The sequence below is a fragment of the Micromonospora sp. WMMD987 genome (genome assembly GCF_029581435.1).
GTDB classification, from domain to species: Bacteria; Actinomycetota; Actinomycetes; order Mycobacteriales; family Micromonosporaceae; genus Micromonospora; species Micromonospora rifamycinica.
The window spans coordinates 2,734,170-2,756,865 of record NZ_CP120861.1 but is presented as its reverse complement, the minus strand read 5'-3'; the positions used below and the strand labels follow the sequence as shown (position 1 = coordinate 2,756,865).

At 73.1% G+C, this 22,696-nt stretch carries 13 protein-coding genes; 10 read left to right on the top strand and 3 right to left on the bottom strand.

The features are described from left to right. Positions 1-212: 212 nt before the first annotated feature. From O7612_RS11845 to O7612_RS11835, 3 genes are read left to right on the top strand one after another with little or no spacing between them, the layout of a single operon-like run. Positions 213-659, top strand: a complete 447-nt coding sequence (locus O7612_RS11845) for a hypothetical protein (RefSeq protein WP_282273058.1) — start codon at positions 213-215, stop codon at positions 657-659. Then, a complete protein-coding gene (locus O7612_RS11840) occupies positions 646-1,686 on the top strand; it encodes a caspase family protein (protein ID WP_282273056.1) in 1,041 nt (346 codons plus the stop codon). Before O7612_RS11845 ends, O7612_RS11840 begins: the two co-directional genes overlap by 14 nt. Beyond that, positions 1,629-3,029, top strand: coding sequence for an extracellular solute-binding protein (locus tag O7612_RS11835; protein WP_282273054.1), 1,401 nt, complete (start codon positions 1,629-1,631; stop codon positions 3,027-3,029). Before O7612_RS11840 ends, O7612_RS11835 begins: the two co-directional genes overlap by 58 nt. Here O7612_RS11835 and O7612_RS11830 read toward each other — a convergent pair. Together O7612_RS11830 and O7612_RS11825 are read right to left on the bottom strand one after the other, a co-directional pair. Beyond that, on the bottom strand, positions 3,022-4,233 hold the full coding sequence (locus O7612_RS11830; RefSeq protein WP_282273052.1) for a restriction endonuclease: 1,212 nt from the start codon (positions 4,231-4,233) through the stop codon (positions 3,022-3,024). The two genes, O7612_RS11835 and O7612_RS11830, sit on opposite strands and share 8 nt — an antisense overlap. Then, positions 4,224-6,506, bottom strand: coding sequence for an AAA family ATPase (locus O7612_RS11825; protein ID WP_282273050.1), 2,283 nt, complete (start codon positions 6,504-6,506; stop codon positions 4,224-4,226). The genes O7612_RS11830 and O7612_RS11825 overlap by 10 nt, the downstream gene beginning before the upstream one ends. 308 nt (positions 6,507-6,814) lie before the next feature. On the opposite strand from O7612_RS11825, the gene O7612_RS11820 reads away from it, so the two are divergent. From O7612_RS11820 to O7612_RS11790, 7 genes are all read left to right on the top strand, one after another. Then, the gene (locus O7612_RS11820; RefSeq protein WP_282273048.1) at positions 6,815-7,126 is read left to right on the top strand and encodes a trypco2 family protein; all 312 of its coding nucleotides are present in this window, start codon (positions 6,815-6,817) and stop codon (positions 7,124-7,126) included. 15 nt (positions 7,127-7,141) lie between these two features. Then, positions 7,142-12,130, top strand: a complete 4,989-nt coding sequence (locus O7612_RS11815) for a tetratricopeptide repeat protein (RefSeq protein ID WP_282273047.1) — start codon at positions 7,142-7,144, stop codon at positions 12,128-12,130. A gap of 53 nt (positions 12,131-12,183) precedes the next feature. Next, positions 12,184-13,515 carry a CHAT domain-containing protein gene (locus O7612_RS11810; RefSeq protein WP_282273046.1) on the top strand — a complete coding sequence of 444 codons (1,332 nt, stop codon included), beginning with the start codon at positions 12,184-12,186 and terminating at the stop codon, positions 13,513-13,515. Positions 13,516-13,611: 96 nt separating this feature from the next. After that, entirely contained in the window at positions 13,612-14,139 is a 528-nt protein-coding gene (locus O7612_RS11805) for a hypothetical protein (RefSeq protein ID WP_282273045.1), read from the top strand. 4 nt (positions 14,140-14,143) lie between these two features. Continuing rightward, positions 14,144-15,766 (top strand): hypothetical protein, encoded by a 1,623-nt coding sequence (locus O7612_RS11800; RefSeq protein WP_282273044.1) that lies wholly within the window; start codon positions 14,144-14,146, stop codon positions 15,764-15,766. A gap of 48 nt (positions 15,767-15,814) precedes the next feature. Then, the gene (locus tag O7612_RS11795) at positions 15,815-19,603 is read left to right on the top strand and encodes a tetratricopeptide repeat protein (RefSeq protein WP_282273043.1); all 3,789 of its coding nucleotides are present in this window, start codon (positions 15,815-15,817) and stop codon (positions 19,601-19,603) included. A gap of 325 nt (positions 19,604-19,928) precedes the next feature. Next, positions 19,929-20,822 carry a hypothetical protein gene (locus O7612_RS11790; protein ID WP_282273042.1) on the top strand — a complete coding sequence of 298 codons (894 nt, stop codon included), beginning with the start codon at positions 19,929-19,931 and terminating at the stop codon, positions 20,820-20,822. Between the two features lie 65 nt (positions 20,823-20,887). On the opposite strand, the gene O7612_RS11785 is transcribed toward O7612_RS11790, so the two are convergent. Next, entirely contained in the window at positions 20,888-22,534 is a 1,647-nt protein-coding gene (locus O7612_RS11785; RefSeq protein ID WP_282273041.1) for an ABC-F family ATP-binding cassette domain-containing protein, read from the bottom strand. Positions 22,535-22,696 lie beyond the last annotated feature (162 nt).

Sequence of the window (22,696 nt, the reverse complement as noted above, 5' to 3'; positions counted from 1 at the left end):
ATTCCCGACCCGGAGCGGCGGACAGTCCCGCCCACACATTCACCTTTGTATACCTGATATAAGATTTTTCATGTTATGTTCCCGGCATCCAGGCAAAGATCATTTGATCATTGCCGAACGATCATACAGTGACCGAGCTGAAAGTCCTGTTGACACCGGGCGAGATGATAAAGTCACGGTCTTTTCAGATCGGCATTCAGGAGCTGATTCACATGGGTGCTGTCACACCGACACCTGACGTCCCCGCCACCGGGCCGGCGGGTTCGGTGCGCCTGCAGGTCGCCGGACGCGGGGCGGACCGCGAACTCGACGCGCTGGCCAGCTGGCTGCGGGGCAACACCATGCTCGGCGGCGGGTGGCCGGTCTCCCGGCTGCGGCCGGAGGACGATCCGGACGCCACCCTGATGGGCGTCGGGGACCTGGACACCCTGCTGGTGATCCTCCAGTCGGGGCTCGGGCTGGGCCAACTGGTCGTGGCGGTCGAGGCGTGGCGGGACGCCCGCGCGGCCAAGGGCCGGGGCGATCTCGTGGTCACGATCACCTACCAGGGGAACGTCACCATCATCGGCGACCACGTGGTCCCCTCCGGTCGGAACTCGCCGCCGGTGGCCGGGACGGTGTCGGGATCACCGACGGATGCCGACGATGACGAACGCTGAGCGGCATCCGGTGGGCGATCCCGCCCTGTCGCACGCCGTCCTCGTCGGCACCGCCACCTACCGGCACCCGTCCTACCGTGGCCGGAACCTCCCCGGCGTCTCCGCCAACGTGGCCAAGCTGGGGTCCATGTTGCGGCAGGACGTGCCGTGGGGACTGGAACCGGTGCGGTGCCTGGCGGTGATGAACCCGACGTCGGCGGACGAGATCCTGACGGCCATCGAGAGCGCCGGCACGCAGTGCCGCGGCACCCTGTTCGTGTACTACGCCGGGCACGGGTTCTGCTCGTCGACGAACCCGGACGAGCTGTACCTCACGCACTCCGGCTCGGCCGAGGACCGACAGGCGACGGCGCTGGAGTACCGGCACCTGCGGGACGCCCTCATCCACTGCGGCGCCCCGAACAAGATCCTGGTGCTGGACTGCTGCTACGCCGGCAACGCGACCCGGACCATGGGGGCGCTGAACGGTCACCTCGCGATCGAGGGCACGTTCGTGCTCGCCGCCACCGGTCCCAACCGCGCCGCCCGCGCCGACTCCGCGACCGGACTCACGGCCTTCACCAACGAACTCGTCGGGGTGCTGGGCAAGGACGGCGTGCCGGGCGCGGGGCCGTTCGTGAGCATCGAGGAGGTCGCCGCACGGACCCACGAACGACTGGAGGCCAGCGGTCTCCCCCTGCCGACCAGACAGGCCCACGGGTACGCCGGCCGGCGGCCGATCTTCAAGAACTACGCCCACCCGGCGACCATCGCCGGACTGCTGGACAGCCTCACGGAGCCGGAGGCGCAGCCGGCCGCGCCCGATCCCCGGCTGACGCTGCCGTACCTGGCCTGGGGCCTGCTCTGGTCACTCGCCATCGGGGTCGCCTGCGCCGCCATCGTGCGGTCCGGCCACTCCGAGGTCTGGGCGCTGCGCGCCGGGGTCGTCACCGGCCTGCTGGCCTGCGCGGCCTTCTTCGCCACCGGCGCGTGGCTGACGCGCACCGGCCGTCGACCCAGCGCCACGGGAAGCCGGACGATCTCATGAACCTGCCGATGAGACCATCAGGGTCGCTGTCGCCTCCCCTTCTCCCGCTCGCCGCGGCGACCGTCATCGGGGTCGTCATGACCGCGTTCTCGGCCACCTTCCTCCCCACGTCCGGGTCACCCGGATCCACACCCGCGCCGACGCGCGTGTCGCCGGTGGCCGACCCGACGACCGACCCGTTCGCGCCGCTTCCGCCCGGGGAGAAACTGCTCATCGCCAGCGGAGCCGACGAAAGCAAGAACAAGGCCCGGGAGCAGGCGGTCAACGACTGGAACGTCAGGCACCCGGATATTCCGGCCGACATCCTCGAAGTCGAAGGCAACACCGACGTTCAACGCGCCAAGTTCCGTGATTATCTCGATCCCGCGGCACCGGAGCGCGTCGACATCGTGAACCTTGATTCCGTCCACCTGGCGGAGTTCGCGGACGCCAAGGCGCAGGGGAGTCCACTGCTCGTCACACTGGACGAGAAGGCACCGGACATTCCCAATCCGATCACCGAAGGCATGCTCGGGGATTTCCTCCCCAACCCATTGCTGACCTGCAACTGGCAGAACAGGTTGTATGCACTGCCGTACAACTCGGATGTCGGTCTGCTGTTCTTTCCGGCGGGCACCACCGTGCCGAAGACAGCAGCGGAGCTGCCCGAGGCACTGGCCGCCGGCCCGGCAGCGCACCGGGGGGTCGCCATCCAGCTCAGCCAGGACGAGGCTTTCGTGGTGAACATCCTCGAACAGTTACTGGCGGTCAATCAGAATCTGTTGAACAAGGACGGCACCCCCTCAGTGGTCGTCCAGGCGGAGTGGGAGAAGGCGCTGACAGTGGTGCGGGGCAAGGTGGCTGATGGTCAGCTCTGGTATCCCCCCGGCTCCGGCAGGTCCGCCGAGGAGAAGACCGCGCTGGCCTTCGGGCGCAAGGAGGCTGCCGCCATGCGCAACTGGCCGGTGTGGTTCGGCGACATCCAGCCGCAACCCGAGGTCCGCAGGCTGTTCGGACCCGGCATCCTCGGCGGGCAGAACCTGGCGGTGGCCGAGAAGAGCCGGCACAAGGCCCAGGCGATCGAACTGATCAAGTTCCTCACCAGCTCCGAGACGCAGCAGCGGCTCCTGCTCGACGGACGCTTCGTACCGACCACCAGGTCGACGTACAAGTCACCGCAGGTGCAGCGCATCCGGTACCTGGACGAGTTGCTCGCGGCAGTCGAGGAGGCCAGGCCCCGCCCCATCACACCGGACTACTACGAGGTCTCGAAAGTCATCCTCACGTATCTGTACCCCGTCGTCGTCCGCGGGACGCCACTCGATCCGAACTTTGAACGGGAGATGAACAGCGCACTCAACTGAGCCGGTCGGCCGCGTCGCGGTGCGTGGTCGCCACCGCCTCGGCGATCCGGTCTACCTGCTCGTGCAGGTGCGGCAGCGGAGCCGACAGGTCGAGCCGGTGCACCCTGATCCGCACCCCGCTGCCGTGCAGTCGGTAGCTCGCCGGCCCTGCTCCGGGCGCGGCGTAGACGAGGTGGCCGTGGGTCAACCGGAGCGTGGTGCAGTAGGCGAGCAGCTGGTAGACGTCGTCGCGGGGCGGGGTGGTGCCGGGCGACTTGTACTTGGCGTCCACGACGGCCAGGCACCGTCGCCCGTCCCACCAGGTGATGTCCGGTCGTACCAGGGGCAGCAGGTGGTCGTGGTCGAGGCGCACCGGGTGCTGGCGGGCGACGGTCCCGCCGTGGCGGGTCGTGATCGCCCCACCGAGGGCGGTGGTCAGCCAGTCCTCGAAGACGGTGTTGAGGTCGAACACGAAGCCGGTCGCGAGGGTCGACCCGGGGACGTGTTCGATGCCGGCCCCGGCCAGGATCAGCCGGGCCAGCCGTAGGGCCGGCTGGTAGCGGTCGGTGAACCGGTTGGGCACGGTCCGGGGCACGGGGACACCCGGCGTGAGGGGGGTGACGGTGGCGAGTGCCCCCGCGACACGGTGCAGGGCGTTGCGGGTGGCCGGGGGAACGCCGGGCAGCCGGTGCAGGCGGCGTACCGCCGACAGCAGGATCCGGTTTTCCGGCACGTCCGGGTCGTAGTCGTCGTAGCGCACCTCCACCGGCAGGGCCAGCCCCGGCCGGGCGCGTAGCTGGTCGGCCTCCCTGATCCGGCCGCGTACCAGCGGCGTCGCCTCCTCGACGGTGCGGTACCCGGACAACACCCCGGGCGCGAGAGCCCGGGACGCGGCGGTGGCGAAGGCGACCGCCATCGCGGGCACCAGATCCTGGTCGGGGGTCAGGCCGACGGGTTCGGTACGCCAGCCGCCGGGGTCGCGGGCGTGGCCGAGCAGCCAGAGCAGCCGCGCGATGCCGACCTTCGGCCGTACGTGCAGTTCCAGGTGCTCGTCGGCGGCGGTGACGCGGACCGCGCCCACCCGGGAACCGGACCGCAGCCGCAGCCGCCCGTCGAGGGTGAGTGAGGTGTCGACGAGCCCGGTGGCACCCATCGCCCGGGCGAGCGCCGACGTCGTCGGCTCGCCCTCGTGCGTCTGGTGCTCCCGGAGGCTGATCAGTGCCACTGCGCCGGGTCGCCGGTCTGTTCGCCGGCCGGTGGAACCCCGGTGGGGGCGGTCTGCTGCTCCAGACGTCTGCGCAGTGCGTCGAGACCGTAGCGGAGGTCGACGTCGACCCCGTCGCCGAGGTGGCGCTCCTCCAGCAGGGGCAGGATCGCGTTCCGCCAGATCCTGGCCAGCCCCTTGTCGGTGGCGGCCCGGGTCGTCATCAGGTAGGACGGGCCGACGGCGGCGTCCCGGTCGCCGATCACGCGGTTGAGCTCGTCGAGCAGGTCCGCGCGGTCGGCGGGGAGGTCGTGCTTCGTCAACCAGGCGCGGAGCAGTCCGTCCAGGGGCCGCTCGCCGGGGAACAGCGGCTGGAAGTAGAACCGGCGGCGCATGGCGGCGTCCACCAGGGCGATGGAACGGTCGGCGGTGTTCATCGTGCCGATCAGGTAGACGTTCGGCGGGAGGGCGAAGTCCTCGGTGGGCGAGTACTGCAGTTGGATGCCGCGGTCGCGGTACTCGAGCAGGAAGTACAGCTCGCCGAAGACCTTGGCCAGGTTCGCCCGGTTGATCTCGTCGATGATCAGGAGGTGGACCTGTGACGGATCGTCCTTCGCCTGTGCGACGAGTTGCCTGAGCGGCCCCGGTTCGAGGGCGAAGCCGAGTCCGCCGTCGGCGGTGGCCCGGGGGCGGAAACCTTCAAAGAAGTCCTCGTACGAGTACGAGGGGTGGAACTGGACGAGCCGGTAGGCGTCGTCGGCCTGCCCCGTGAGGAACTGGGCCAGCGCCTGGGCGAGGTAGGTCTTGCCGGTGCCGGGTGGCCCGTACAGCACGATCTGTTTCTTCTCCCGCAGCAGGTCGACCGTCTCGCTGAGCCATTCCCGGTCGATGAGCAGCTCGGCGGCCAGCTCGTCGGTGGGCTCGGGCAGTTCCGCCCCGGCCACCTCGGGCAGTTCCGCCCCGGCCACCTCGGGCAGTGCCGCCCCGGCCACCGCGGCCGGGTCGATGGCGTCCTGCACCGCCGGCGGGTCGTCCAGGTCGGCGAGGGCCGCGAACTCGGCGACGTAGCTGCCGAGGTCCGACACGGTCAGTTGCCCGGACAGCTTGTTCCGCGCCCCGGCGGACAGTTCGTCGCGCGTCAGCGGTGCGTCAGGATCCACCCAGCTGACCGTCCGCCGCCGGTTCGACCGGCCGCCCGGCGTGTCCAGCCAGGTGGCGGGGCCGGCGACGGTGCCGACGTGCACCCTGGCTCCGTCGACGGTGACCACCACGTCACCGATGCTCATCCGGTTGAGGAACCGGTCGAGCACGCCCACGTGCAGGCCGCGCTGGGACGGCGAGAAGTCCGGCAACGCCTCCCGTAACCGCTGGTCCAGTTCCACCTTCGACAGGCCCGGACTCAGCTCCGGCACCCCCGGGTAGGCGATCGAGCAGAACCCCTCGGCGAGCCACTGCCCGACCAGGTTGTGCCCGTGCACCTTCGCCCCGCGTACCAGCCAGCCGCGTCGCCCCGTGCCGTCGCCGGTCGGGGCGGCCTGCCGACGCCACCGGTCGACCCAGGGTGGCCGGTAGAAGTGAACCGGGGTTCCGTCCCGGGCCGACAGCACCGTGCGTAGTCCGGCCAGATCCCGGTCGACGTCGCCGGTCCGGTGCGGCAGCTCGTCGGCGAACGCGTCCACGATCAGTTTCTTGTGCCGCCGGGAGGCGACGGCCGGGAAGGTGTCGGGGAAGGCGAGGTTCAGCAGGATGTTGCGTTGGCTGTAGGCGCTGTTGATCGGCAGTCCGTCCAGCACGCCCCGGAACTCCCAGGGGTCGCCCAGGGCCGCCCGCCGACGGTCGGCGCTCAGGTGCTTCCAGGCCCGCACGAGCCGCACGAGCCAGGCGAGCTGGCGGTCCCGTTGCGTCAGGTAGGCGGTACCGGCGCGGACCACGCCCGTGTCGAGGACCGCGTCCAGGTCGGCGGGGATGTCGACCGGATCGGGCAGCAGGGACAGCGCCCCGGATATCACGGCACGTTTCGCCGGTCCGCCGATCTCCCGGGGCAGGAGCAGATGCAGGTAGATCAGTTCGCCCATGAGCTGCACCGCCGTCGGCGACGCCCCGGCGAGCTGCCCCTGGAGCTTGCGGACGAAGCTGCCCCGGCCCGCGTCGGGCTGCTGGACGAACCGGGCGTACAGCTGGTCGGCCGCCTGAGCCGTCCACACCGCCCGGCCGGGGGTGAAGGCCGACCCGTCACCGGCCAGACCCACGTCGAGCACCCTGCGGGCGGCGGCGTAGACAGCGTCCTCGTTCACGGCACTCCCTGTCTGCTCGGGCGGACCGGCGCACCGCCGGTCCGGCCCCACGGTAGGCGCGCGGTCAGAGAGGCGTGCCACGGGTGTCGACGGTGGTGCGGGTGGGGTCCACCCGGGCCGGGACGGCGACCGACCTGCGGAGCCGTGTCGTCGCGGGGATCGACGTCGGCACCGGGCGGTGCCGGTGGGCGGTGCCGGCCGCCCCTGTCGGATCCTGGACTCCGGGCGGATCCAGTCATGTCCGGCACGGGCGCGGGTGGCCGGTGTGCGGTTGACTGTCGGGTCCGAGATGGAGGATGGGGGTCGGGGTGGACGACGGAATCGAGCTGGCTGATCTCATCTGGCAGCTACGGCACGAGTTGAGTCGTGCGATGTGGGCGGGCGAGCACACGGACCTGCGTTTCGAGGCCGGGCCGGTGGAGCTGGAGTTGACGGTGGTGGTGGAGAAGTCGTCGCAGCCCGGGGTGAAGGCGAAGCTGATGGTGGTGGATGCGGAGTGGGGGGCGAGGCGGGCGTCGGTGGTGACCCAGCGGATCACGGTGGTGTTGCAGCCACGCCGGGCGGGCGAGCCGGACCGTCCGCCGCTGATCTCCGGTGCGGTGGAGCAGGGCGAGCGGTGACCGGTGGGTGGTGAGGTGTCCGGGCGGGGACGGTGGGAGGCGCTGGCCGCGCACCGGGTCGCCGAGGTGATCGTCGCCCGGGGGGACGGCTCGGCGGGGCGCGGGTCGGGTTACCGGGTCCGCGATGATCTGGTCCTGACGGCGGCACACGTGGTGACCGGCGGGGCCGGTGTGACGGTGCGTTTCGACGCGGAGCGGCCGGGCGAGTGGTCGGCTCCGGGCACGGTGGCGTGGTGTGACCCGGCGGCGGACGTGGCATTGGTGCGGTTGGCGCGGGTGGACGGGGTGTCGGTGACGCCGGTCCGGTTCGGGCGGTTGACGGCGACGGCGCGACGGGTCACCGCGCACGTCGTCGGGTTTCCCCGGTGGAAGCTGCGCCGGGCGTCCGACGGTGCGCTCGTGCGGGAGGCGCACCATGCGGTGGGGTCGATCGCCGGGTTGTCCAATCCGAAGTCACGGACCCTCGAGATCCGGGTCGATCCGCCCGGTGCGGATCCGGATGCGGATGTCTCGCCGTGGGAGGCGATGTCGGGCGCCGCGGTGTGGGTCGACGGGTGTGTGGTGGGCGTGGTGTCGGCCCATCACCGGCGGGAGGGCCTGGGGTTCCTGACGGCGGTCCGGATCGAGTCCTGTCTCTCCGGCCAGGGTGGCCCCGGGGAGCTGCTGGGTCCGGGGGTCGAGCCGCTGGTGGACGTGCCCGCCGAGGACGGCGACGGCCCGGCCGGGGCGGTCGCGGCGCCCGCGGCGGCGGATCTGGTGCTGCGGGTCGGCGGCGACGGTGAGGTCGAGCTGACCGGCGGGCAGGTCGTGGTGTCGGGCCGGCATCGGGGGGTGTCGCCCGCGCTGGCGGACGCGGTGGCCCGGTTGGTCCGGGCGCGGGCGGAGCTGGTGGGGGTCCGGGGCGTGGCGGCGCCGGTGGGGGATCCGGTCGGGGCGGCGGCCGGGACGGTGGGGCGGCTGCTGGCGGCGGATCTGCTGCCGGAGGCCGTCGTCACGGGTCTGCGGCAGGAGTACGCGCGGGCCCGGGGGCGGGACCAGCCGGTGCGGCTGGGTGTGCAGGTGGACGGCGAGCTGGCCCGGCTGCCGTGGGAGACGCTGTGGCTGCCGGGTGCGGAGTCGGCGCTGGCCCTGGACGGTGCGGTTCGCCTGTACCGCAGGGTCGGGGCGGTGGTGGCGGCACCGACGGGTGGTCCGTTGCGGATCGTGGTGGCGATCTCCTCGCCGCTGTCCGGCGGTGGCGGGCTGCTCGACTACGAACGGGAGCTGCGCAACGTCGTGCGGGCGGTGCGGGGGGCACGGGCACACGAGGCCGAGGTCCGGATCGTGCACTTCGCGACGACGAGGGAGATCCGGACCGCGTTGACCGAGTGGCCGGCGCACGTGCTGCACCTGTCCGGTCACGGTGGGCCGGGTGTGCTGGAGGTGGAGGACGAGACCGGCGCGGCCCGGCGGGTGGATGTCGGGCAGTTCGTGCGGGAGGCGGTCCCGGTGGGTCGGATGCCGCCGGTGGTCGTGTTGGCGGCCTGCTACACGGGTGCCGAGGCGGGGGTGTCGTCCGTCGGTGGGGGGTCGTTCGCGGCGGGTCTGCTGGCGGCCGGCGCGAGCGTGGTGATCGCGAGCCAGACCGCGATCACCGATGTGTACGCGACCCGCATGTTCACCAAGATCTACGAGAACGTGGCCGCCGACCCCGGCGCGGACGTGATCGCCGCGGCGGCGCAGGCCCGCCGCGAGGTCCAGCAGGAGCTGGAACAGTCGATCGTGGACGGTGCGGGGCGGACGCCGGGACTGGGTGAGTGGGCGGCGGTCAGCGTGCTGGCCGGGGTCGGCTCGTTCCCGGTGATCGACCCGACCCGGCCCGGCCTGGTCGGGGTCACCACCCCGACGGCTGCCGGGGTGCTGCGCCGTCAGCCCGGTGACGTCGTCGGGCGTCGGTGGGAGCAGCGGCGGCTGCCGGCCCGGCTCCTGGGCCGGTCGACGGCCGGTGTGGTGCTGCACGGTGTCGGCGGGGTCGGCAAGACCACCCTGGCCGACGAGCTGATCGCCCGGATCGTCGAGGTGGACACCGCCCGGCTGGTGGCGGTCGTGCGTAACCAGGTCGGTGTGGACCAGGTCATCACCGCGATCCTGGAGGCCGTCACCGACGCCCTGCGGCTCTCCCGCCCGGTCTGGGCCGCCCCCGGCGTGCTGGCCGGGCTCCGGCAGGCCCACGACGGCAACCTGAGCTGGCGGCGTCGGCTGGAGATCCTCGACCGTCAGGTGCTGCCGACGGTCCCGTTGCTGCTGGTCGTCGACAACTTCGAGGACAACCTGACCCCGGCCGGTGACGGCGGACGCCGTGAGGTGGCGGACCCGGATCTCGCGGCGCTGCTGGCCGGGCTGGCCGCCACGGCCGGCGCCGCCCGGCTGCTGGTCACCAGCCGCTACCGGTTCACCCTGCCCGGGCACGCCGAGTACGCGCTGACGTTCCAGCAGGTCGGGCCGCTGTCGGCGGCCGAGACCCTGAAGCTGGCCTGGGCACTGCCCCAGCTCGACCGGCTCGACGAGGCCCACCTGGACCAGGTGTGGCGGGCCGTCGGTGGGCATCCCCGCTGCCTGGAGTACCTCGACGCGCTGCTGGCCGGCGGACAGGCCCGCTTCGCCGACGTGCGGATCCGCCTCCTCAACGCCGCCACGGCCCGGTTGGCCGCCCGCGGCCACCCCACCGCCGACATCGACCGCTACCTGTCCGAGTACGGCGACCTCGACGCCGCGCTGGCCGAGACCGCCGCGCTGGCCGCCGACGACGTCCTGCTCGACGACCTGCTCACCGACCTGGACGGCACACCCCACGCCCGCGCGCTGCTGTGGGGTGCCTCCATCTACCGCCGGGCCGTCGACCACCACGCCCTGGCCTTCCAGCTCGGCGTACCCGACCCGGACGCCGCGAACACCACCGCCGTCCACACCGCGCGGCAGACCGTCCAGGACATCCTCACCCGGGCACAGGTTCCACCCGGGCCGATCGACCCGACCCGGCTACCCGCGCCGGTGCGGGCGCTGCTCGAACCGCACCTGGCGGTACGCCCCACACCGCCGGTCCGCGTGGAGGTGGACCTGGCCCCGCCGCTGGGTGCCTGCACGGCCAGCAGCCTGCTCACCGCGACCACCCCCGGTGGTCAGGCACACGTGTTCGTCCACCGCTGGACCGCCTCCGAGCTCCACCGACGTGAACGGTCCCGGGGCGACGCCACCGCCCTGACCCGGGCACACCGACGCGCCGCCGACTACTGGCGGTGGCGCGTCGCGACGTGGCCGCAGTCCGCCGACGAGGACGTCGACGACCTCCGCGAGGCCTACCACCACTACCAGCAGGCCCACCTGCTCGGTGACACCACCGTGGCCGCGGAGCTGGCCACCACCGCCTGGCACCTGGAGCTGCGCCTGAGCAGAATCGGCCGCCGCGCCGAGGCCCTCACCTACTGCCAGCACGCCGTCGCCCTCAAGCGCGCCCTGGCCCGTGCCGACGAACCCGCCCACATCCGTGACCTCGCCGGCTTCCTCAACAACCTCGGCATCCGACTGTCGGAACTCGGCCGGCAGGAGGAGGCACTGGCGGCCACCACCGAGGCTGTCGACGTCCACCGGCGGCTGGCCGCGGCGGACCCGGGCGCGTTCGAAGCCGGCCTCGGCATGTCGTTGAACAACCTCGGCACCACGCTGGCCGGTCTGGGACGGTGGGCGGAGGCGCTGACCGTCACCATCAAGGCCGTCGAGGTACGCCGACGGCTGGCCGCGGCCGACCCGGAGGCGTCCGAACCCGACCTCGCCATGTCGTTGAACAACCTCGGTGCCGTGCTGGCCGGTCTGGGACGGTGGGCGGAGGCGCTGACCGTCACCATCGAGGCCGTCGAGATCCGCCGACGGCTGGCCGCGGCCGACCCGGAGGCGTCCGAACCCGACCTCGCCGCCTCGCTGGGCAACCTCGGGATCCGGCTGTCGCGGCTGGGGCGGCGGGCGGAGGCCCTGACCGCCACCACCGAAGCCGTCGAGATCTACCGGCGGCTGGCCGCGGGGAACCCGGGCGCGTTCGAACCCGACCTCGCCAAGTCGTTGAACAACCTCGGCACGATGCTGGCGGAGCTGGGGCAATGGGAGGAGGCGCTGACCGCCGCCACCGAAGCCGTGGAGGTCTACCGGCGACTGGCCGCCGTGCACCCCGGCGCGTTCGAAGCCGGCCTCGGCATGTCGTTGAACAACCTCGGTGTCCGGCTGTCGGAGCTGGAGCGGCGGGCCGAGGCGCTGACCGCGACCACCGAGGCCGTGGAGATCCGGCGGCGGTTGGCCGCGGTCAACCCGGGCGCGTTCGAACCCGACCTCGCCATGTCGTTGAGCAACCTCGGTATCCGGCTGTCAGAGCTGGGGCAGGGCGAGGAGGCGCTGGCCGCCGCCACCGAGGCGGTGGCGGTCTACCGACGGCTGGCCGCGGGGAACCCGGACGCGTTCGAGCCCAACCTCGCCACCTCGTTGAACAATCTCAGCGTCCGGCTGTCGGAGCTGGGGCGACTGCCGGAGGCGCTGGCCACCACGACCGAGGCCGTCGAGGTGCGGCGGCGGCTGGCCACGGCCAACCCGGGCGCGTTCGAACCCGACCTCGCCCTGTCGCTGAACAACCTCGGCGCGATGCTCAGCGGCCTGGGGCTGCGGGAGGAGGCACTGACCGCCACCACCGAAGCCGTCGAGGTACGCCGACGGCTGGCCACGACCAACCCCGGCGCGTTCGAACCCGACCTCGCCCTGTCGTTACGCAACCTCGGTGGCATCCTGACCGGCCTCGACCGGTGGGAGGAGGCGCTGGCCGCCCTCACCGAGTCGGTCGGGATCTATCGCCGGAGAGCAGCCCAGGGACCTGCCGTCCACACCAGATCACTGCGCGCCGGCCTGGCCGTGCTGGCGAACGTGCTCGCCCACCTGGGGCGGCACGACGAAGCGCACAGCGTACGTCGGGAGATCGACGGACCGTAGCGCCCCCACAGCCATGCCCGGGCAGCCACCCACCTACCGACGGGAGCCGAACCATGGACCCGCGCACGTCCCCCTCCGAGACGAGCGATCCCCCGACCGGGCGGCTGGTCCTGGTCGAGTACTACCTCACCGGGGACCAGGCACTGATCTTCCTCGTCACCGCGGAACGCGCCGAGCCGGAGCTGGTGAGCCTGCCGGTGGACACCGGGGAGCTCGCCGCGCTGGTGGTGCGGTTCGCGCTCGCGCTGGACCGGGTGGCCGGGGATCCGGCCGCACTGGAGCAGGCGGACGCTCTCCTCGACCATCCGGTCCTGGTGGGTCTGGTCGCACCGGTCCTCGACCGGATACGACCCGGCGACCGGATCTGCCTGGTGCCGCACGGGCCGCTGCACCGGGTACCGCTGCACGCCGTACCGTGTCGGGGTGTGCGGCTGGCCGACGCGTACCCGGTGGTCTACACGCCGAGCGCCTCGGTGCTGCGCTACTGCCGGGCCAACCGGCGTGGCGTCCGGTCGACCGCGCTGGTGGTCGCCGACCCGCCCGGCACCGAACCGCTGACCTTCGGCATGGTGCACGCCACCGCGCTCACCGGACGGTTCGACTGCGACCGGCTAGAGGGTGCCGGGGCCAGCCGGGCCGCACTGCTGCGTCGGCTCGGCCGCCCGGCCCCGGACGCGGCGACCGCCGGTGCCGGACACCGGCCACCGCCGGGAATCCTGCACATCGGCGCGCACGGCGTCTTCGATCCCGAGGAGCCGATGGCCTCCGGCGTCGAGCTGGCCGACGGTCGCCTCACCGCCACCGACATGTTCGGCCTACGACTGACCGGGACGCTGGTGGTGCTGGCCGCGTGTCGTACCGGTGTCTCCGACACCCGGCCGGGAGACGAACTGCTCGGCCTGATCCGGGCGCTGCTCCATGCCGGTGCGCCGGCCGTGCTGGTGAGCCTCTGGAAGGTCGACGATCTCTCCACGGCGATGCTGCTCGACGAGTTCTACCGGGGCCTCGGCGACGGGTCGCCGGCCGTGGTGGCGCTCCACCGGGCCCAGTCGTGGTTGCGTCGGCGGACCGTCGCCGACGTCCTCGCGTACGTCGGGCAGGCCCGGGACAGCGCCGGGACCAGCCATCCGGCGGCGGCGCGACTCGCCCTCGCGGAGGCGCGGATCCGGCTCGTGGCGCGGGACTTCGCCGGCGCGACCGACACCGCGCAGGTGGCCCTGAGCCTGGCCGGCACGGCACGGGACCGCCGGCGGGTGGAGAGTGTCCTGTATCGGGCGCGCTTCCTGGCCAGGGCCGGGAAGGGTGTCCCGGTCGACCTCGACCGTCGGTTGTACGACAGCTTCTTCTTCTGGGCACCGTTCGTCCTCGTCGGAGACTGGGACTGAGCGGGTGCGACGCGACAACCGTCCCGCCGTGGCAGGACGGTCCTCGACCGGTGCGGCCCCTGGGCCGGACCGGCCAAGCAGAAAGGAAACGGGAGCATGAGCCTGACCGCACGGGATGTGATGCTCACCGACCATCGGATCGTCGAGACCGAGCACGGGCCGCCGGAGCGGGCCGACGAGCTGACCCTGGGCGTCGACGGGCGGGGGACACCACGCTGGGTGGCCGGCCCGGGCGGCCGGGGTCCGGCCCTGCTCATCGCGGCGTCGACGCCGGTGGACGAGCTGTTGACGTCGGATGCTCTCATCCGGCTGCTGAGTGAGCTCCCGGCGCTGGTGGTGGTCGACGAGTCCGGGCGTCCGATGGGTGTCGTTTCCGCCGAGGCCCTCGCCGAACAGGTGCTGCGGCACCTGGGGCGTGCCGCGTGGCCGACCTACGGCAGCGAACCGCTGAGTGCGCACGTCAGCATGGACGATTCGCTGCTGGCCGGGTCGTTGCGGCCCCCGACGCTGCCGATCCGGGTCTTCTGCCAGTATTGCGGCGCGCTCAACCACTTCGACGAGTTCCCGGAGACGGAGCAGGACTGCGTGGCCGGCGGGCACCAGCTCCGAGCGGTCTGGTGGTGACCCGGTGGGCGTCCTCTTCGAGTCCGCGACGGCGCTGCTGGATCGTCGGCGGCTGACCACAGTCTGGCTACCGCTGCTGGTCTTCGTGGGCGCGCTGGGCACGGTGGTCGTGGCCGGGGTCGGGTGGGGGGCCGCCCGCGTCTGGTGGGGCGGCCTCGGCACCGAGGGCAGCTCCGCGCTGGTCGTCGCGCTGGCTCTGCTGACCATCCTGCTCGGGCAACTGCTGGCCGGCTACCGTACCGACCTGCTCCGGCTGTTCAGCGGATACTGGCCGGCGCTGCCCGGCCTGACCTGGCTCGGTCGGCAGATGACCGCCCGCCACCAGCGGGTGCACGCCGGTCGGACGGGCGGCGACCCGACGCTCTTCCTCGGCTATCCGCGCCGGGCGGACCGGGTGCTGCCCACCCGGCTCGGCAACACGCTGCGCGCCGCCGAGGAGCACGCCGACCGGTACGGACTGGACGGGGTGGCCGCCTGGCCCAGGCTCTACGTGGTGCTGCCCGAGCAGTTCGTCGCCGCCTTCTCCAGCGCGGCCACCGGCCTGGAGGCGGCGGTGACCATCAGTGTCCTCGGTGCCGGCTTCGCCCTACTCGGTGGCGGGTTGGCGGCGGCGGTCCTGCCCTGGTACGGCGCGCTCGCCTGCGTGTGGGGAGGCATCGGGGTGGCCCTGCTGGGCTACCGGGCGGCGGCGCGGGCGGCGGTGCCGTACGCACAGCTGGTCCGGACCGCGTTCGACGTGCACCGGTTCGCGTTGCTGGAGGCGATGCGGCTGGAGCTGCCACCGAGCTTCGGCGCGGAACGGGAGCAGTGGCTCCAACTCGGCAAGGTCTGGTACGCCGGCTGGCCGGACAGTGACCGGGCTTCCGCCCTGCGCTACCCGCAGCCCGTCGAGCCGGCGGAGGTCGGCGGGCCGCACCGGCCGGCGTCCCCGCTGCCGTCCGGGGCGCCCCGGCAGCCGGAACCGGCCACCCCGTCACCCGCCAGCGCTCCCCCGGGCGACACCGCCCCCTCACCCGCCAGCGCTCCCCCGGACGACGCCGTGCCGTCGCCCGCCGACGCTCCCCCGGGCGATGCCGTGCCGGGGACCGCCGGTCGACGCCGGCTCTTTCCGGTACGGGCGGCCGCGCTCGTGGTCGTCCTGCTGCTCGGGGGTGTGGCGGCCGTGGTCGCCGCGGGCCGGCCCGGTGGCACCCCGGTGGCCGCCCGGTCGTTGCCGGCGTTCCACGTGCTGACCGCCGCCGACGTGCGGGGACGACCGGACAACAAGGAAATCGTCGACTCGCTCGGCCGCTACACCGTCCGTCCGGTGGTGAAGGGCCGCCCGCTGCGCACCGGGGACCTGGGGCCAAAGCTGCCCGACGGGATGCTGGTCGGTCGCACCATCGTGGCGCTGCCCGCCGCCGGCCTGGCCGACCGGATCGGGCGGGGCGCCCGGGTGACCCTGGTGGTGGTGCCGCCGGCACCGGAGACCGGGCCGGCGGCACCACCGGAGCGCTTCGTCGACGTACTGGTGCTCGACCGGCTCGACCGCGATCCGTACCCCCTGGTGGTGGCCGTTTCCAGCGCCCGGGTCGACCGGCTGCTGGCCCTCACCGCCGGTGGTGCGGTGCACGTGGTCGTCGACTGACCGACCAGCGACGGAGGGAACCCGATGACCAGTGACGGAGGGAGCCCGATGACCGGCGACAGCGATGCCCGGACCGGCCGGCACGACGGATCCGGCCCGGAGGGGCTGCGGCGTCTACTGGACGAGCTGCCGCTGCCGGAGCTGGAACGGATGCTGCGGGGGCTGCTCGCCGACCGGCTGCGCGAAGCGGACCTGCGCGGTGCGTTCGAGGCGGGCCTTCACCTGACCGAGGTGCTGGTCCGGACCGGTCGGTTCCGGGCCGCCTTCGCCGCCAACGAGCAGACCCGTGACCTGGCCGCCAGGGCGCCGGTCGGGCCGTGGAGCCGACACGCCGCCGAGGTGCAGCAGCTACGCCTGCTGCACGAGTTGGGCCACGACGAGGAGGCACTGCCCCGGATCGCGGAACTCCTGCTCGAACTGCTGCCCGATCCTGCCTCGGCCGTCGACGGGGTCGCGCACCGGGTCGACAGCGGGGTCGACGAGGTGGTCAGCCGGGACGAGGTACTGGAGGCGCTGGTCGATGCCGGCCGCAGCACCGTCGTCGCCCTGAGGCGGTGGCGTGACGCGCTCTACTTCAGCGACCTGCACCTGAACCTCCTCGACGCCCGACGGGCGGCACCGGTCGAGGTCGCCAGGGCACAGCTCAGCCGATCGGCCGCGCTGCGGGAGGTCGGTGAACTCGATGCCGCCGACACCGTGTTGTTGTACTGCCAGGAGGTCTTCACCGACGCCGACGACGGGCCCGGCCTGATCCGGGTGCTGGGCGGCCGGGGGCAGGTGTCCTGGGCGCGGGGGGACCGGGAAGCGGCCGTCGCGCTGCAACTGGCCGCCCTCGGTGCGGCCTACCGCCATCCGGACCGGCACCCGGTCGCCACCGCGCACCGGCAGCTCGCCGGCTACCTGCCCGCATCGGCGGCGGCACAGCGGTTGGCGCACGGGCTCGCCGCCGCTGTGGTGCACCGCCTCACCGACGACGAGACCGAACTCGACGCGACGGTCGACGACATCGTCGCCCGAGCGCCCGGCGACGACCTGCTCGACGCGGTGAGCGTCGGATGGCTGGTCGCCGAGGTGGACCGGGTGGAGGGGGTCGACTTCGTGGCGTTGACGGCGGAGTTCGGCCTCGACGCCGACGGGGTCGCCACGGTCCTCGCCGAACTGGTGCCGCTCCTGCGCGGGCGGTCGGCGGCCGGCGGCCGGTCCGCCGCCAGGGCGCTGCGCCGCTGGGAGCCGGCGATCGCCACCCTGGTGGCCGCGGTCGACGGCGACGACCAGGCCCGCCGCGCCCTGGACGAGTACCTGGCCCTCCAGGAACAGAGTCCGGAGTGCACGCGGCTGGTTGCCGCGCTGCGGGCCATGGCCGACGGCGTCCGTGATCCGGGCCGGCTCGTCACCGGCCTGGGCGACAGCGACGCCCGGATCGTCGGCCATGCCTCGGACGCCCTGGCCGGGCGGACCCGCCTGCTGGCGACTCCGACGGACCTGCCGGCGGCGCTGTACGACGCACGGCAACGGCACCGCGAACTCGTCCGGACCATCGCCGCCGCCGCGCACGGTCGTCCTGCCGCGCTGACGGAGGTGTGGAGGTGGCTGGACGCCGGCGCCGGCCTCCCCGGCTCCGGGCCGCTGTTCGCGGCGGTTCGTACCATCGTCCTGAACGGACTCGCCACCTCCCTCGGCGCTTCCGCCGGCCGCCGTGCCGACCGTCGCGCTGCGCGCCGTGCGGCCCGTCGGATCGACGTCAGGGCACTCACGGCGAACCTGACCGGCCCGCAGGCGGCGCTGGTCCGGGCCGTCGTCGACGAGATCCGGCTCGCCCCGTCGACGTCGCCCGGTGCCGCCGAGACGGTGGCGCTGCGGGTGCGGGCCGCACTCGACCGGGAACCGGGCCTCGGCCCGGACGAACTCCGGGGCGCCCTCGAGCACGGGGTGGCGGTGGACGACGTGCTGCGGCGGGTCTGCCGGGCGGTGGACCGCTGGGTCGGCGAGGGAGCAGTCGAGATGGCGGTGTCGCTGCTCAACGTGGTGGTCTCCCAGTTGCTGGGCCGGGGTGACGCGGCCAGTGCCCTGGCTCCCGCCGAGCGCCTGGTGGAACTCGCGGTCGCCGGACCGCCCGGTGGCGGCCGACGCCAGCCCCCGGAGGTGTCGGCGGGCAGGGGGCGGGTGGCCGTCGAGCCGATCGTGCCTCATCTGATCCGCTCGACGGCCTTCGACGCGGCCCGGCGGGCCTATGCCGGCACGTCCGCGCTGGTCGGTCACGCCCTCCCGCAGCGCGCTCCGGCTCCGCTCGGCATCGACGTCCCGGCCGCCGAGGTCGAGCAGGCCCGCCGCTGGGTGGTGCTGGCCCACCGGCTGCCGACGGAGAGCGAATACGCCCGGGCGCGGCTGATGCTGGCCGACGCGATGGTCAGCTCCGCTGGTGGAAACCTCGACCGGGCGCTCGACCGGGCCCGGACCGCCCAGGAGATGTTCACGGACGGCTCCGGTGCGCACGGCGAGGCCCTGGTGGCGACGACGATCCTGGCCGCGGTCCATCGACAGCGGGGTGAACTCCGGGCGGCGCTGGCCGGCTACGACCGGCTCGTCGACGCGTGGGGGGCGGCACCCGACGGCCAGGAGATCCTCCTGGCGGAGGCGTACACCGGACGAGCCCGGGTGCGGGCCACCATCGGCCACCACCACCGCGCCCTCGCCGACCTCCAGCAGGCGCTGGCCGTGGTCCGCCGGGTTCCCGGTCCGAAGAGCACCCTCGCCGAGGGGCCGATCCAGGCCGGCATGGGCAACCTGTACGAGGAGCTGGGTGACCTGCCGGCGGCGGTGGAAGCCTACGAACGTGCCTGGTCGACAGCGGTACGCACCGGCCATCGCAACTCCCAGGCGGCCGCACTGCACACCCTCGGCGGGTTCTTCGGTCGGCTCGCCACCGGGGAACTCGGGTCGGTCGGCAGCGATGAGATGCTCCGGCTGCTCGACCCGCTGCCCTCGCTCGGTCTGCCGCTGGACCGGATCGCGGTGCAGGGCGGTGCCCGCTCGGTGGCGATGCTGCTGATGCGCCGGGCCGCCGCGCTGTACCGCGCGAACAACAACGAGCAGGGCTGGGCGCGGGCCACCAACGACCTGACCCATCTGATGCCACCGGAGCAGGACGCCGAGGTGCTCGACCTGTTGGCCGAGGTGCTCCGGGTCAAGGAGTCGACCGGGGACCGCCTCGATCAGGCGACCACCCTGGCCAACCTGGCCGGTCGGCTGGGGTCGCTGGGCCGGGTCGACGAGGCGGTGGCGGCGTACCGGGACAGCCTCGCGATCTCCCGTCCGGCCGGGCACTTCGATTCCGCCGCCGCTGCCGCGCAGAGCCTGGCCCGCCTGTACGCCGCGCGTGGCGAGCTGGCCGAGGCCGAGCCGTTGTACGCCGAGGCGGTGGACCTGATCGAGGCCAGCCGCCAGGAACGACCGCACGACGACCGCTCCCGGATCAGCTACGTGCGCGGCAGACAGGGGGCCTACCAGGGGCTGGTGCGCTGCCTGCTGGCGCGGGGCGCGGTCGGCGAGGCGTACGCGACGGTGCAGCGGGCCAAGTCCCGCGCGCTGGTGGAGCTGGTCGCCGTCGCGGAGATCCGACCCACCGCCCCGGTCGACGACCGGTTCGCCGCCCTCCTGGAGGCCGAACGCCGGCACCTGGCCACCCTCCGCGACGGCACGCCCGGCGCTGCCGCCGTCGAGGCACTGGACCGGCTCCGCGCCGGCTACGACGAGATGGCCGGGCACGACCCTGGTTACGTGGCACTGCGGCGTGCGTCCGCCGCCACCGTCGACGAGATCCGACACCTCATCGGGTGACACCGCCGGCGCTCCGCTCGTCGACGGTCGATCGACCGTGGCAGAGGCTGCTACCGACCTGGGGTGATGCGCCCCGAATCCGTCGATGACGGAGGACGTTCGTGTTGCCGCTATCGGCGGCGGCTGCCCGGCTGACCATGGTTTCAGCTTCACCGGCGATTCGCCGCGTGCTGTTCCCGGGCGCACTCCGCCCACACCGTCCTAGGAGGCATTCCTGATTCTGGTCGCATTCCGGATACCAGGGTTGACCAGCCCGGCGAGGGGTATGAGGGTCAGTGTCCGCAGTAGACGGTGACGTTTGTCCGATCGCCTAACATCGGCGTACGTGACCAGGCTTCTCGTGACCGCCGCGCCGTCCGCCGACGAACCACCGGTACTGTTCGCCGCCGCCGTGTGGTCGGTGCTGCTGATGACAGCGGTCTTCGTCAGTGTGCTCCTCGTCTACCTGCTCCGGCATCGAATCGAACGGGCGAACATACTGGTCCAGGGAATGCGTGAGCACGAGTACTTCCGAAGCGTCCAGCAGCCGGTCGTGGCCGTGCTCCTCGCCGCGGTGGGCGGCTACGGCATCAACACCGCCACCCAGGAGGTCGGCTGGCCGGGTTACCTGGGCTGGGTGCTCGGCATGCCGATCCCGGCCGGAATGGCCACCTGGGCCGCCATCCACAGTGTCCGGCAACGTCGGTTCGACGAGCAGTGGCCACCGGACGACATACCCGCGGACAACCCTGTCAGGATCCGGAGCACGCTGCGCCGGGTCGTCCGTCACGACGCCGACGCGGAACAGCCGGACCCGGCCGCGCTCGACCGTGCCCTGGCGCTTCTGCTGGACCAGGTTCTACCGGCCCTGCGTCAGCGCCGGGACCGTGGACCCGGCCGCTGGCTGCGCGAGCACGGGAAGACCACCACGGTGGTGCTCGGCTGGGCGGTGGCGACCCTGGCCGCCACGGCGGTGGCCGCCTTCCCGCACCTGGTGGACCGACGACGTAGTGCCTGGCTCTTCCTGGCCGCGGCCACGCTGGTGATCGGATTCCTGGCCGTCGGCCTGCTGACCCTGCTGTACCGCCACAGCCGCTACCAGAGCACCATCCTCGCCGACGAGGTGCAGCAGTCGGCAGGCGCGGTCCGCCGCCGGATCGTCGAACGTCGACTCGGCATCGCCGCCCCCGGCGACGGCGGTCAGCGCCGCCGACGACGCCCCCCCACCCACGACGACTGAGCCGCTGCCGAGCGGTCTCAGGCCGGCACCGGAAGCGCGCCGTGGCGACGCTCACGACCAGACCGTTATCCCGCGTCGACGCGGAACCGGTCATCGGCGACCAGCCGCACGAACCGCCCGGCCGCCAGGGCGAGTTCGCCGCCCCGCCACCGCTCGCGCAGCATCCGGTCGTGCGAGACCACGACGACCGCCCCGGTGTAGGCCGCGAGGGCCGCCTCGAACTCCTCGACCAGCGCCAGGGACAGATGGTTCGTCGGCTCGTCGAGCAGCAGGAGGTCGGCGTCGTGGTCCAGCAGGCGGGCCAGCGCCAGCCGACGCCGTTGCCCCACCGACAACGCCCCGACCGGGGTACGGAAGTCGGCCGGACGGAACAGCCCGAGTGACCGCAGGCGTTCCCCGTGCTCCTCGACGGTGCCCACCCGGCCCTGGCCGAAGGCGACCAGGAGACTGACGTCCGCACGGGGCGACGGCACGTCCTGGGGCAGGTACCCGATCCGCCCGAGGCGGTCGACCGTGCCCCGGTCCGGGCGCAGCCGGCCCGATGCCACCTCGAGCAGGGTGGACTTCCCCGCCCCGTTGGGGCCCGACACCAGCAGCCGCTGGCCGGCGTGCAGCACCAGGTCGTCCACGTCGAGCCGCCCGTCGACCCGTACGCCGCGCAGGTGCAGCACCGGCCCCTCCCGGTCACCGGCGTCCAACGGGGCGTGCAGGCGCAACGGCTCGGGCGGCTCGGGCACCGGCTCGGCCCGCAGCCGTTCGAGCCGCTCCGCCGCGCTGCGGACCCGGGTGGAGATGGACTCCTGCACCCGCCTGCCGTCACCGTTGTACTGGCACTTGTTGTGGTCCCTGATCGCCCGGCCGGGCGCCACCCGGTGGGCGGTGGTCGCGCCCCACCGCGTCCAGTGCGCGATCTCGCCCGTCCACCGCGCGTACGCCTGCTCCCAGCGCTGCCGGGCGGCTCGCTTCTCAGCGAGGTAGCTGGCGTAGCCGTCGCCGTACCGGTGCACCGTCCGCCGGTCGCCGTCGACCTCGATGATCGCGGTGGCGACCCGTTCCAGCAGCAGCCGGTCGTGGGTGACGACCACGACCGTGCCGTGGTGACCCAGCAGCCGGTTCTCCAGCCAGGACACCGCCTGCTGGTCGAGGTCGTTCGTCGGCTCGTCGAGCAGCAGCAGCTCCGGTTCGGCGGAGAGCACCCCGGCCAGCGCGAGCCGGGCGAGCTGACCGCCGGAGAGCGTGCCGAGCCGACGGTCCCGGTCGAGGTCGCCGATGCCGAGCCGGGACATGGCCGCCTCGACCCTGGCGTCGGCCCGGTATCCGTCGCGCAGTTCGAAGATCGTACGCAGCGCGCCGTACTCGGCCATCCGTGCGGTCGAGGCGGACCCGAGGTCCCGCTCGGCGGCGGCGATCCGCCGTTCCAGCTCGCGGATCCCGCCGGGTGCGGCATCGACCGCGTCGCCGACGGTCGCGTCGTCCGGCAGGTCGACCACCTGCCCCAGGTGTCCCACCCCGCCGTCCGCCGTCACGACGACCTCCCCGGCGTCCGGACGGTCCCGGCCCGCGATCAACCGCAGCAGCGTGGACTTGCCGGAGCCGTTCTCCCCCACGATGCCGACCCGCTCGCCGGGCGCGACGGTGAGGGAGACGGCGTCGAGCACGCGGCGGTGGGCGAACGACTTGCTGACGTCGCGGAGCGTGAGCTGATCCGACATGGCAACCTCCGATCGTCGGGCGCGGAGGACGGAACACCCCGCGTTCAGGAACAGAACCGGGCGTGGTCCGCACAGGGGTGGCCGACTCCGGCGATCCGGCCGCTGATCAGGCAGAGCCCGGCGCCCTCCCCACCGCACCTCCCCACTGTCAGGGGTCAGGCG